Source organism: Kitasatospora sp. NPDC059408 (assembly GCF_042751525.1).
Taxonomy (GTDB): Bacteria; Actinomycetota; Actinomycetes; order Streptomycetales; family Streptomycetaceae; genus Kitasatospora.
Genome location: NZ_JBHYWI010000145.1, coordinates 1 through 12189, shown reverse-complemented (window position 1 = coordinate 12189; position 12189 = coordinate 1). Strand labels below are relative to the sequence as shown.

Here is a 12189-nt window from a genome sequence, read left to right as displayed (position 1 = left end):
CCCGCGACCCCCAGGGGTCGCGGGCCCGCCCGGCGGCGCATCGGCGCCCGGCCCGCCCGCCGGCGCCACCCCGCACAACCGCCCGACGGACGGGACCCCGCATGACCACCGAGACCAGTCCTTCCGATTCCGGTCCCGCCGGCTACGGAGCGGCCAGGGCCGCGCTGCTCGCCGGCCCCGGCCCGGCCGGCCGCGAACGCCGCGCCGCGCTCGCCCGGCTCACCGACGACTGGCTGGCGGGCCTGCTCGCGTCCGCCGGTGCCCCCGCCGGCGTCGCCCTGGTCGCCGTCGGCGGCTACGGGCGCGGCGAACTCTCCCCGCGCAGCGACCTCGACGTCCTCCTGCTGCACTCCGGCCGGATCGACCGGGAGCTGCCCGAGCGGATCTGGTACCCCGTGTGGGACGCGGGTGCCTCCCTTGACCACTCGGTGCGCACCGTCGCCGAGGCGCGGTCCGTCGCCGCCGCCGACCTCAAGGCGCAGCTCGGCCTGCTGGACGCCCGCCACGTCGCCGGGGACGAGTCGCTGACCGCGGCCCTGCGCTCCGCCGTCCTCGGCGACTGGCGGGCCGGCGCCCCGGCCCGGCTGCCCGAACTGCGCGAGCTCGGCCGGGAGCGGGCCGAGCGGCACGGCGAGCTGTCGTTCCTGCTGGAGCCCGACCTCAAGGAGGCCCGGGGCGGCCTGCGCGACGTCGTCGCGCTCAACGCGGTCGCCGCGACCTGGCTCGCCGACGCCCCGCGCGACGGCCTCGACGACGCCGCGCTGCGGCTGGCCGACGTCCGGGACGCGCTGCACCTGGCCACCGGCCGGGCCACCGAGCGGCTCAGCCTTCAGGACCAGGACCAGGTCGCCGAGCGGCTCGGCGTGCTGGACGCCGACGCGCTGCTGCGCCAGGTCTACGAGGCGGCCCGGACCATCGCCTACGCGAGCGACGTCACCTGGCGGGCGGTGGACCGGGTGCTCGCCGCCCGGTCCGGCCGGGGCCGACGGCCGGGGCGGCTGGCCTTCCCGTTCGGCGGCGCCGGGCGCGGTTCGGGCGCGGTGGCGCGCGGCGCGGTCGAGCGCCGCCCGCTCGCCGAGGGCGTCGTCGAGCAGGACGGCGAGGCGGTGCTCGCGCAGGGCGCCCGCCCGGCCGCCGACCCCGTCCTGCCGCTGCGCGCCGCGGCGGCCGCCGCGCAGAACGGGCTCACCGTCTCGTACGCGACGGTCCGCAGGCTCGCCGCCGAGTGCCGCCCGCTGCCGGTGCCCTGGCCCGACGAGGCGCGCGAGCAGCTGGTCACGCTGCTCGGCGCCGGCGAGGCGGCCGTGCCGGTGTGGGAGGCGCTGGAGGCCGAGGGCGTGGTCACCCGGCTGCTGCCGGACTGGGAGCGGGTCCGCTGCCGCCCCCAGCGCAACGCGGTGCACCGGTGGACGGTGGACCGCCACCTCGTCGAGACGGCGGTGCGGGCCGCCGCGATGACCCGCCGGGTGGCCCGGCCCGACCTGCTGCTGGTCGCCGCGCTGCTGCACGACATCGGCAAGGGCTGGCCCGGTGACCACAGCGAGGCCGGCGAGGTGATCGTGCGCGACGTCGCCGTCCGGATGGGCTTCGACCCCGAGGACACCGAGACCCTCGCGGTGCTGGTCCGCCACCACCTGACCCTGGTCGACACCGCCACCCGGCGGGACCCGGACGACCCGGCCACCGTCGAGGCGATCACCAAGGTGGTCACCACCCTGCCGCGCCTGGAACTGCTGCACGCGCTCACCGAGGCGGACGCGCTGGCCACCGGCCCGGCGGCGTGGAGCACCTGGCGCGCCTCGCTGGTGGACGGCCTGGTGGCGCGGGCCGCCGCCCAGCTGTCCGGGGGACCGGCGGCGCCCGCCGAGGCGGCGCCCACGGCCGAACAGGAGCGGCTCGCCGTCGAGGCCGCGCGCACCGACGCCCCGGCGCTGGCGCTCCAGGCCCAGGCGGAGACGGCGGGCCCGCCTGCGGCGCAGCCGCCCCTCACGACCCCGCCGGAGCCGATGGGCGTGGAGCTGACGCTGGCCGTCCCGGACCGGCCCGGGCTGCTCGGCACGGTCGCGGGGGTGCTCGCGCTGCACCGGCTGACCGTCCGCTCGGCGGGCCTGCGCGAGCTGGACCCGATCGGCGCGGGCCCGGTCCTGCTGCTCTCCTGGCGGGTGGCGGCCGAGTACGGCGAGCTGCCGGAGGCCGCCCGGCTGCGCGCGGACCTGCGCCGGGCGCTGGACGGCTCGCTGGACGTCGCCCGCCGGCTCGCCGAGCGGGACGCGGCGGCCCCGCGGCGCCGGGGCATCCCGACCCCGCCGCCGCTGGTCACGGTCGCGCCCGCGGTGGCCTCGGCGACGGCGACCGTCCTGGAGGTCCGCGCGCACGACGCCCCCGGGCTGCTGCACCGGATCGGCCGGGCGCTGGACGAGGCCGGCGTCCGGGTGCGCACCGCGCACGTCTCCACGCTCGGCGCGGACGCCGTCGACTCCTTCTACCTGACCGACGGGGAGGGCCGCCCGCTGGCCGCCCAGCGGGCCGGGGAGGTGGCGGCCGCGGTCCGCGCGGCACTCGGCTGAACGGGGTCGCGGGCCCGGCGGGAAGGGGCCGCGGACCCGGTCCGTACGGGGGTGGAGACCGTACCCGGGGTGGCCGGATACCCTTGGGGGCGACGACCGTACCGATACCGATGCCGCAGAGGACCCGCGACGACGTGTTCGACACCCTTTCCGATCGCCTCGCAGCGACGTTCAAGAACCTCCGTGGCAAGGGCCGCCTCAGCGAGGCGGACATCGACGCCACCGCCCGCGAGATCCGCATCGCGCTGCTGGAGGCGGACGTCGCGCTGCCGGTCGTCCGGGCCTTCATCAAGCAGGTCAAGGACCGGGCGCTCGGTGCCGAGGTCTCGGGCGCGCTGAACCCGGCGCAGCAGATCATCAAGATCGTCAACGAGGAGCTCATCGCGATCCTCGGCGGCGAGACCCGTCGGGTGCGGTTCGCGAAGAACGGCCCCACGGTGATCATGCTCGCCGGTCTGCAGGGTGCCGGTAAGACCACCCTCGCGGGCAAGCTCGGCCATTGGCTGAAGAAGCAGAAGCACACCCCGCTGCTGGTCGCCTGCGACCTCCAGCGTCCCAACGCGGTCAACCAGCTCCAGGTGGTCGCCGAGCGCGCCGGCGTGGCCTTCTACGGCCCGCAGCCGGGCAACGGCGTCGGCGACCCGGTGCAGGTGGCCAAGGACTCGATCGAGTACGCCAAGCAGAAGCAGTACGACGTCGTCGTCGTCGACACCGCCGGCCGCCTCGGCATCGACGCCGAGCTGATGCAGCAGGCCGCGGACATCCGCGCCGCGGTCGAGCCGGACGAGGTCCTGTTCGTCGTCGACGCGATGATCGGCCAGGACGCGGTCACCACCGCGCAGGCCTTCCTCGACGGCGTCGACTTCACCGGTGTCGTGCTCTCCAAGCTCGACGGCGACGCCCGCGGCGGTGCCGCCCTGTCGGTCGCGCACGTCACCGGCCGGCAGATCATGTTCGCCTCGAACGGCGAGAAGGTCGACGACTTCGACGCCTTCCACCCGGACCGGATGGCCTCGCGCATCCTCGGCATGGGTGACGTCCTCTCGCTGATCGAGAAGGCCGAGCAGACCTTCTCGCAGGCCGAGGCCGAGAAGATCGCCGCCAAGCTGCGCGGCGGCCCGAAGGCCTTCACGCTGGACGACTTCCTGTCCCAGCTGGAGCAGGTCCAGAAGATGGGCTCGATCTCCAAGCTGCTCGGCATGCTGCCCGGCATGGGCCAGATCCGCGAGCAGATCAACAACATCGACGACAAGGACGTCAACCGCGTCGGCGCGATCATCAAGTCGATGACGCCGGCCGAGCGCGCCGAGCCGGAGCTGATCAACGGCTCCCGCCGGGCCCGCATCGCCAAGGGTTCGGGCGTCCAGGTCGGCGAGGTCAAGAACCTGGTCGAGCGGTTCTTCGACGCCCGCAAGATGATGTCCGCGATGGCCTCCGGCAAGGGCATGCCCGGCATGCCGGGGATCCCGGGCATGGGCGGCGGCGCGAAGAAGTCCGCGAAGAAGGCCCCGCAGGCCAAGGGCAAGCGCAAGAGCGGCAACCCGCTGAAGCGCGCGCAGGAGGAGGCGGCCGCCGCCGAGCGGCGCGCACTCGGCCCGGGCGGCGCCCAGGCCCCGGCCGACGGCGGGGCGTTCGGCCTCGGCGCGGGCAAGGGACCGGCCGACTTCGAGCTCCCCAAGGAGTTCAAGGACCTGCTGTAGGCATCCGGGCGGTCCGGGGCCCGTCGGCCCGCCACCGTCCCCGCCGTCGTCACCGATCGGCCCGTCGTCCGGATTATCCGGGCGGCGGGCCGATCGCGTGTCCGATGATGGTGGGGTGCGAGTGACGATCAGGGCCCCGCGGGCCGAGGACGAGGGTGCGTACGCCGAGGCGGTCCGACGGTCCGCCGAGCACGTCGGGCGGTGGAACCCGGTCGAGCCGAACGGGCTGCCCGACCTGCTGGAGCGCCAGGGGGCCGGCCTGCGGACCTACCTGATCGTCGACCGCGAGACCGGCGGGCTGGTCGGCAAGGTGAACGTGGCCAACATCGTGATGGGCCGCTTCTGCAACGCCTCCCTCGGCTACGACTCCTACCTGCCGTTCGCCGGCACCGGGCGGATGACCGAGGGCATGCGGCTGGTCGTGGACCGCTGCTTCGCCCCGCAGCCGGCGGGCGGGCTCGGGCTGCACCGGCTGGAGATCAACGTGCAGCCGGACAACGAGCGGTCGATCGCGCTGGCGAAGCGGCTGGGCTTCCGGCACGAGGGCTACACGCCGCGGATGCTGTTCCTGCAGGGCGCCTGGCGCGACCACGAGCGGTTCGCGATGACCGTCGAGGAGTGGCCGGGCTCGGGCGCCTAGCGGGTGTGCCCGGCGGGCATCCGGCGGGCGGGGTGGGGCGGTCGGGGCCGCTCGGGGCGCGGCGGGGCTGTCCCGGGGCGGGTCGGGAGGCCGCGCGGGGCTGACCCGGGGCCGCTCGGGGGCGCGGCGTTGCGGTTGGCCCGCCCGAGCGTGCGTCCGTATCGTCCGAGAGGTGACCGAACCCGTCCCGCCGCGCCAGACCCCCGACCAGCCCTGGCGGTCGGAGGGCGCCCCGCCCCCGCCGCCGCCCCGCCGCCGGATGCCCGGCGGCTGGATGGGCCTCATCCTCACCGCGCTCGTGGTGTTCCTGATCTCGGACGTGCTGCTGTCCTTCTTCGGCAACGAGGGCGCCACGACGATCTCCTACACCGAGTTCAACAACCAGCTGAACAAGGGCAACATCACCAAGATCTACTCCAAGGGCGACGCCATCGAGGGCACCCTCAAGTCCGCCCAGCCCCGGCCGGACGGCGCCAAGGGCGACTACACCGACTTCGCCACCCAGCGGCCCTCCTTCGCCAACGACAACCTCTGGGCCACCCTCCAGCAGCAGGGCATCGAGGTCACCGCCACCTCGCCGGTCGTCCAGCAGCGCAGCTTCCTCTCCAACCTGCTGCTCTCGCTGGCCCCGATGCTGCTGCTGGTCTTCATCTGGGTGCTGCTCGCCCGCCGGATGTCCGGCGGCCTCGGCGCCGGGCCGCTCGGCCGCAAGGCGCCGCCCAAGCCGGTGGTCGCGGAGGAGGGCAGGCGCACCACCTTCGCCGACGTGGCCGGCATCGACGAGGTCGAGGCCGAACTCGCCGAGGTCGTCGACTTCCTGAAGAACCCGCAGCGGTACCGCATGATGGGCGCCAAGATGCCGCGCGGCGTGCTGCTGAGCGGCCCGCCCGGCACCGGCAAGACGCTGCTCGCCCGGGCCGTCGCCGGCGAGGCCAACGTGCCGTTCTTCTCCGCCTCCGCCTCCGAGTTCATCGAGATGATCGTCGGCGTCGGCGCCAGCCGCGTCCGCGAACTCTTCGCCGAGGCGCGCAAGGTGGCGCCGGCGATCGTCTTCATCGACGAGATCGACACCATCGGCCGCCAGCGCGGCGGGGGCGGCGGCCTCGGCGGGCACGACGAGCGCGAGCAGACGCTCAACCAGATCCTCACCGAGATGGACGGCTTCACCGGCTCCGAGGGCGTCATCGTGATCGCCGCGACCAACCGGGCCGACGTGCTCGACCCCGCGCTGCTGCGCCCCGGCCGCTTCGACCGGCGGATCACCGTCAGTCCGCCGGACCGCGAGGGGCGCGCCGCGATCCTCGCCATCCACTCCCGGACCGTCCCGCTGGCCGGCGACGCCGACCTCACCCGGCTGGCCAAGGTCACCCCCGGGATGACCGGCGCCGAGCTCGCCAACCTCGTCAACGAGGCCGCCCTGCTGGCCGTCAAGCGCAAGCAGGACGCCGTCAACGAGCGGGACCTCTCGGACGCGCTGGAGAAGGTCCAGCTCGGCGCCGTCCGGCCGCTGGTGATGCCGCAGGAGGAGCGCGAGCGCACGGCGTACCACGAGAGCGGGCACGCGCTGCTGGGGATGCTCCAGCCCGGCGCCGACCCGGTCCGCAAGATCACCATCGTGCCGCGCGGCCGGGCGCTCGGCGTCACGCTCTCCACGCCCGAGAACGACCGCTACTCGTACACCGAGCCCTACCTGCGCGGCCGGATCATCGGCGCGCTCGGCGGGATGGCGGCCGAGCAGGTCGTCTACGGGGTCATCACCACGGGCGCGGAGAGCGACCTGGAGCAGGTCACCAACATCGCCCGGGGGATGGCCGGCCGCTGGGGCATGAGCGAGCGGGTCGGGCGGCTCACCGCCGTGCCCGCCGACCCGCAGGGGGCGTACGGGCTCTCCGCCGCCCCGACCACGCTCGACGCGGTGGACGAGGAGGCTCGGCGGATCGTCGCCGAGTGTTACGAGGACGCGGTGCGGATCCTGACCGAGCAGCGGACCCGGCTCGACGCGCTGGCGGCGGCGCTGCTGGAGGCGGAGACGCTGGACGAGGCGCAGGCCTACCGGGCCGCCGGGGTGCCGCGGGAGGCGGCCGAGGACGGGGACGCTTCGTAGGGCGGCGGTGCGCGGCGGGCCCGGTGGGGCCATGCGGGGCCGTTCGGTGCGTGGCGGGGCCCGGTGGTGCGCGGCGGGGCCGTGCAGGGCCGTTCGGGGAAGCGCGGGCAGAAGGCCGGGGGCGCTCGCCGTGGTGGCGGGCGCCCCCGGTTTCGTCCGTCTCGGGGTGTGCCCCCGGTCCGCCGGGTTCCGGCGTGCCGTGTCTGCCGGGCCGCTCGTGCCGGGCCGCGTGTGCTGCGGTGCGTGTGCCGGGCCGTGCGTGTGCCGCGCCGCGTGTGCCGCGGTGCCCGGGTCAGCGGCGACGCTCCGCGATCAGGTAGCGGAACACGTTCTCCATCCGGACCGACCCGTCGGCGCGCAGGTAGGGCTGCAGCGCCTCCTCCAGCTCCTTGGCCACCAGCGCGCCGCCGGAGAACTCCTCGGCGGCCTCGAACAGCCCGGTGGAGAGCAGGCCGCGCACCGCGCTGTCCAGGTCCGGATAGGCGAACGGGCAGCTCACCCGGCCGCTGCCGGCCGGACGCAGGCCGGCCGCGGCGATCAGGTCCTCCAGGGCACCCGGCGCGCTCAGGTCGAACGGGTCGCGCGCGGTGGTGCGGCCGGCCATCCGCCGGGCCACGTCCAGCACCGCGGCGCTCTCGCAGCGCTCCTGCGGCCCCCAGGCGGCCAGCACCACGTGCCCGCCGGGCAGCGTCAGCCGGGCGGCCTCGGCGACCACGATGCGCGGTTCGGCGCTCGCCGGGAGCTGTTCGAAAACCGTCACCAGCGAATGGGCCGAGCGGGGGAGCGCGGTGGCCGGCCGGGCCCCCGCGCACACCCGCAGCCGGCGGTCCCGCGCGAGCTCGCGCAGCTCGTCCCGGGGTTCCTGGCCGGCGACCTGGGCACCCCGGCCGGCCGCCAGCAGGAGCGCCAGCCCGGAGCGGCAGCCCAGGCCCAGCACGCTGCTCGCCGGGCCGACCTCCAGCCGGTCGTAGACCGCCTCGTACAGCGGTACCAGCATGCGTTCCTGGATCTCGGCCCAGTCGCGCGCCCGCGCGGGCCACGCGCCCCCCGCGTGGGGGTGGTGCGGTCGTGCGCCCGCTGGTCGTTCGGTCGTGCCGGTCGTCCGAGCTGAAGCCATCGCGGCCTCCCATCCGGTCCTTCGGTGTGCTGCTACGGCTCCCCCAAAGTCCCGCCCCACTCCAGCGAACAGCGGCTCGGGCGCGGCGTCCAGAGGGGTGCAGGGTGGTGCGCGCGTGTCGCGGTCGTGCGCCCCCTGCTGTCGGCGGGGGTCGTCCCGCGTCCGCGCCCCCGTCCGTCCCGTGGTCGTGCCCCGTCCGTCCGGTGGTCGTGCGGTGGTCGTGCGGTGGTCGTCCCGTGGCCGAGCCGTGGCGTCCCGTGGCCGGGTGGCCGTCCGCCGCGGGTGTGATACCGATTCGAAGTCAGGGGGCCGCTCCCCGTACCATTCGGGCCATGGCTAAGGCACCCGTTCTCACCCCTCAGGCGGAAGACTTCCCGCGCTGGTACCAGGACCTCATCAACAAGGCCGAGCTGGCCGACAACGGTCCGGTGCGCGGCACCATGGTCATCCGACCGTACGGCTACGGCCTGTGGGAGCGGATGCAGCAGGAGATGGACGCACGGATCAAGAAGGCCGGCGCGCAGAACGCCTACTTCCCGATGTTCATCCCGCAGTCGTACCTGACCAAGGAGGCCGAGCACGTCGAGGGCTTCGCCCCCGAGCTCGCGGTGGTCACCCACGGCGGCGGCAAGCAGCTGGAGGAGCCGGTCGTCGTCCGGCCGACCTCCGAGACGATCATCAACGAGTACTTCTCCAAGTGGGTGCAGAGCCACCGCGACCTGCCCCTGCTGATCAACCAGTGGGCCAACGTGGTCCGTTGGGAGCTGCGCCCGCGCGTCTTCCTGCGCACCACCGAGTTCCTCTGGCAGGAGGGCCACACCGCCCACGCCACCTACGAGGACGCCCGCGCGTACGCGTCGATGATCCACACGCAGGTCTACGGCGACTTCATGACCAACGTGCTCGGCATCGACGTCGTGCTCGGCCGCAAGACCGCCAAGGAGCGCTTCGCCGGCGCCATCAACACCCTCACCCTCGAGGGCATGATGGGCGACGGCAAGGCCCTGCAGATGGGCACCAGCCACGAGCTGGGCCAGAACTTCGCCAAGGCGTTCAACACCACCTACCAGCTCCAGGGCGCCGAGCGCGAGTACGTCTGGCAGACCTCCTGGGGCGTCTCGACCCGCATGGTCGGCGGCCTGATCATGTCCCACGGCGACGACAACGGCCTGCGCGTCCCGCCGCGCCTGGCCGCCGTCCAGGCCGTCGTCCTCGCCATCAAGGGCGACGACGCGGTCATCGCCAAGGTCCGCGAGATCGGCGCCCGCCTGGAGGCCGTCGGCGTCCGCGTGGTCGTCGACGACCGCACCGACACCCCGTTCGGCCGCCGCGCCGTCGACTGGGAGCTCAAGGGCGTTCCGGTCCGCATCGAGGTCGGCCCGCGCGACCTGGAGAACGGCACCGCGATGCTGGTCCGCCGCATCGCGGGCGGCAAGGAGCCGGTCTCGATCGACGCCCTGGCCGAGCTGCTCCCGGGCGTCCTGGAGGACGACCAGGCGCTCCTGCTGCGCCAGTCCCGCGAGCGCCGCGAGTCGCGCACCGTCGACGTCAAGACCCTCGACGAGGCCGTCGAGGCCGCCGCCACCGGCTGGGGCCGGATCTCCTGGGCCGAGCTCGGCCCGGAGGGCGAGGCCAAGCTGGCCGAGCAGGGCGTCTCGGTGCGCTGCATCGTCGCCGCCGACGGTTCGGTGCCGCAGACGGACGACCAGGAAGGCAATATCGCGATCGTCGCGCGTGCGTACTGATCCCGACCATCGGTACGACCAGCGGTGGGTAATGACCGTTACCGGCAACATTTGCCCGGAATGCGGGTGGTAAGAATCCGGTAACTCTCGCCGAGGGCTCCGGACTCGCAACATCCCTACTGGCCGGTCAACTGCCGGTATTAACGGAATAGCGGTACGGTGTACGGCCCGTGGCCCTGTCAACTTCGACAGGACCACGGGCCGTACGTCCTGGGTGCGACAGCCCGCCCCCCGGACGGAATTCACCAGGCCCGCCGAGCTGCGCGGGCCGAAACCGGCAGGGGGTTGGTCTTGCGTCAGATCCGGAACGCGCAATTCGCGCGCGACCATGCATTCCTGGGAGTTCCCTGGGAATTCCCGGAGAACGGGAACAGGCGGAACATCGGCTCGCACTCCATCGTTGGTCTAGCGTGAGCACGACACAGCCCCTCGTCCTCGCGGCCGAACTGGCCGCCGCCTGGAGTGACATCCAGGCCTACCACCAGGACCTCCCGGACCTGGCCTCGCCCGAGGCCCTGATCGGAGAGTCCTCCTCGGCCTGTGGCACGCGGCTCGGTTTCGAGCGGCTCCTCCACGAGGCTGCCCACGGTCTGGCCGCGGCCCGGGACATCCGGGACACCTCGCGGGCCGGCCGCTACCACAACCGGCGCTTCCTGATGCTCGCCTCCGAGCTCGGTCTGGCACACCCGGTGGAACCGCACGCGAGCAGCGGGTTCTCCCAGGTGACCATGCTCAAGGAGACGCAGGAGCGGTACGCCGAAACCATCGAACGCCTGGACCGCGCCCTGGGTGCGCACCAGGAGGCGGTGGCCGGCGAGGGCGCGACGCGCGCCTTCCGCGGGCCGGCCGCCCGGCACGGTTCCTCCGGGGGCGGCGTGCGGGTCAAGGCGGTGTGCGGCTGCGGGCGGAACGTCCGGGTCGTGCCGTCGGTGCTCGCGCAGGCGTCCATCGTCTGCGGCGCGTGCCAGCAGCCCTTCAAGATCGCCTGATCCTGTCGGGTTCGGCGGTTCGTTCCGGGGTTCCGGAAGTTCCGGCGGTTCCGGCGGTTCTGGTAGTTCCAACCATTTCAGCAATTTCAGCAATCTCGGCGGGGTTCGACGAGTTCGGCACGTTCGACGAGTTCGACAAGCGCGTTCGAGAAGTTCGGCAAGGCAGGGCCCATCGGGCTCACGTGACCGGTTCGGGGTCGCGTGACCGGGTGGCAGGACCCGGTGGTCGGCTGTGCGGGCAGTGGAACCGGCGGGTGCGATCGGAAGACTCGTGGACGGAATCAGTGGACTCGACCGGGAGCGGGGGCTCCCGGTCCGGTCCGGCCCCACGAGGTGGGTCCGGGGGTCGGCCGGTCCGGCTCCGGCTCCGGCTCCGTGTCCGGCTCGGTGGACGGGGCCCGGGAAGCCCGGTCCGCAGACGGTGCCCGGGAGGCCCGGTCCAGGCGGTTGGCGCCGGTATGGCAGAATGGACAGCTGAGTACTCGGCAGCCGAGCAGGACCCCTCTCTCCTACGGCTGGCGTGTCCCTTGAACGGTCCGCACCGCAACCCCACGCGATGAACGCGACCGCTCACCCACGTCAACACCAGGAGAATCCACTCCCGTGGCAGTCAAGATCAAGCTCAAGCGTCTCGGCAAGATTCGCTCCCCGCACTACCGCATCGTCATCGCCGACGCGCGCACCAAGCGTGACGGTCGCGCGATCGAGGAGATCGGCATCTACCAGCCGACCTACAACCCCTCGAAGATCGAGGTCGACAGCGACCGCGCCCAGTACTGGCTGTCCGTCGGCGCCCAGCCGACCGAGCCGGTCCTCGCCATCCTCAAGCTGACCGGCGACTGGCAGAAGTTCAAGGGCCTGCCGGCCCCGGCGCCGCTCAAGGTCGCCGAGCCCAAGGTCGAGGACTTCTCGCACCTGTTCGCGAAGGCCGTCGCCGGCTTCGAGGACGCCACCACCGGTGTCGCCATCACCCCGAAGGCCAAGAAGTCGGACAAGGCCGAGGCTGAGGCCGACGCCGCCGCCGAGGCCTGATCGTGATCGAGGACGCCCTCGACCACCTGGTGAAGGGCATCGTCGAGCACCCCGACGAGGTGCAGGTGCGCTCGCGCAACCTGCGTCGGGGGAACACCATCGAGGTGCGTGTGCACCCCGATGACCTCGGCAAGGTGATCGGCCGGGGCGGCCGCACGGCGCGCGCTCTGCGCACCGTGGTCGGCGCCCTCGGCGGTCGCAACGTCCGGGTCGACCTCGTCGACGTGGACAACATCCGCTGACGCAGCTGCCCGTGCAGCCGTCAGGGCTTGGGGCCGACCGGGACGCATGGCGT

Annotated in this window: 9 protein-coding genes; 8 read left to right on the top strand and 1 reads right to left on the bottom strand. The window is 73.8% G+C overall.

What is annotated here, in order from left to right; all coding sequences use genetic code 11:
- Positions 1-101: 101 nt before the first annotated feature.
- The 4 genes from ACFXDE_RS42695 to ftsH all read left to right on the top strand — a co-directional run bounded on the left by ACFXDE_RS42695 (position 102) and on the right by ftsH (position 7011).
- Positions 102-2567: a [protein-PII] uridylyltransferase gene (locus ACFXDE_RS42695; protein ID WP_380443849.1), complete on the top strand. Its 2466-nt coding sequence runs from the start codon at positions 102-104 to the stop codon at positions 2565-2567.
- 134 nt (positions 2568-2701) lie between these two features.
- Entirely contained in the window at positions 2702-4267 is a 1566-nt protein-coding gene (gene ffh, locus ACFXDE_RS42690; RefSeq protein WP_380443916.1) for a signal recognition particle protein, read from the top strand.
- Positions 4268-4382: 115 nt separating this feature from the next.
- Complete coding sequence (locus ACFXDE_RS42685; protein ID WP_380499610.1) at positions 4383-4907, top strand: GNAT family N-acetyltransferase; 525 nt, start codon at positions 4383-4385, stop codon at positions 4905-4907.
- A gap of 172 nt (positions 4908-5079) precedes the next feature.
- Positions 5080-7011 carry an ATP-dependent zinc metalloprotease FtsH gene (gene ftsH, locus ACFXDE_RS42680; protein WP_380499608.1) on the top strand — a complete coding sequence of 644 codons (1932 nt, stop codon included), beginning with the start codon at positions 5080-5082 and terminating at the stop codon, positions 7009-7011.
- Positions 7012-7303: 292 nt separating this feature from the next.
- Here the strand turns inward: ftsH and ACFXDE_RS42675 are convergent, their stop codons facing one another.
- The gene (locus ACFXDE_RS42675) at positions 7304-8128 is read right to left on the bottom strand and encodes a class I SAM-dependent methyltransferase (protein ID WP_380499606.1); all 825 of its coding nucleotides are present in this window, start codon (positions 8126-8128) and stop codon (positions 7304-7306) included.
- 332 nt (positions 8129-8460) lie between these two features.
- Between ACFXDE_RS42675 and proS the strand changes: the two genes are divergently transcribed.
- The 4 genes from proS to ACFXDE_RS42655 all read left to right on the top strand — a co-directional run bounded on the left by proS (position 8461) and on the right by ACFXDE_RS42655 (position 12136).
- Positions 8461-9873 (top strand): proline--tRNA ligase, encoded by a 1413-nt coding sequence (proS, locus tag ACFXDE_RS42670; RefSeq protein ID WP_380443857.1) that lies wholly within the window; start codon positions 8461-8463, stop codon positions 9871-9873.
- 410 nt (positions 9874-10283) lie between these two features.
- Positions 10284-10862 (top strand): hypothetical protein, encoded by a 579-nt coding sequence (locus ACFXDE_RS42665; protein ID WP_380443859.1) that lies wholly within the window; start codon positions 10284-10286, stop codon positions 10860-10862.
- Positions 10863-11465: 603 nt separating this feature from the next.
- A complete protein-coding gene (gene rpsP, locus ACFXDE_RS42660; protein ID WP_148642771.1) occupies positions 11466-11894 on the top strand; it encodes a 30S ribosomal protein S16 in 429 nt (142 codons plus the stop codon).
- 2 nt (positions 11895-11896) lie between these two features.
- Complete coding sequence (locus ACFXDE_RS42655; RefSeq protein ID WP_030056773.1) at positions 11897-12136, top strand: RNA-binding protein; 240 nt, start codon at positions 11897-11899, stop codon at positions 12134-12136.
- Positions 12137-12189 lie beyond the last annotated feature (53 nt).

What these genes read in the sequence shown, in the direction of transcription:
- ACFXDE_RS42675 (WP_380499606.1), bottom strand. Translation starts at nt 8,128, where the DNA reads ATGGCTTCAGCTCGGACGACCGGCACGACCGAACGACCAGCGGGCGCA.
- proS (WP_380443857.1), top strand. Translation starts at nt 8,461, where the DNA reads ATGGCTAAGGCACCCGTTCTCACCCCTCAGGCGGAAGACTTCCCGCGC.
- ACFXDE_RS42695 (WP_380443849.1), top strand. Translation starts at nt 102, where the DNA reads ATGACCACCGAGACCAGTCCTTCCGATTCCGGTCCCGCCGGCTACGGA.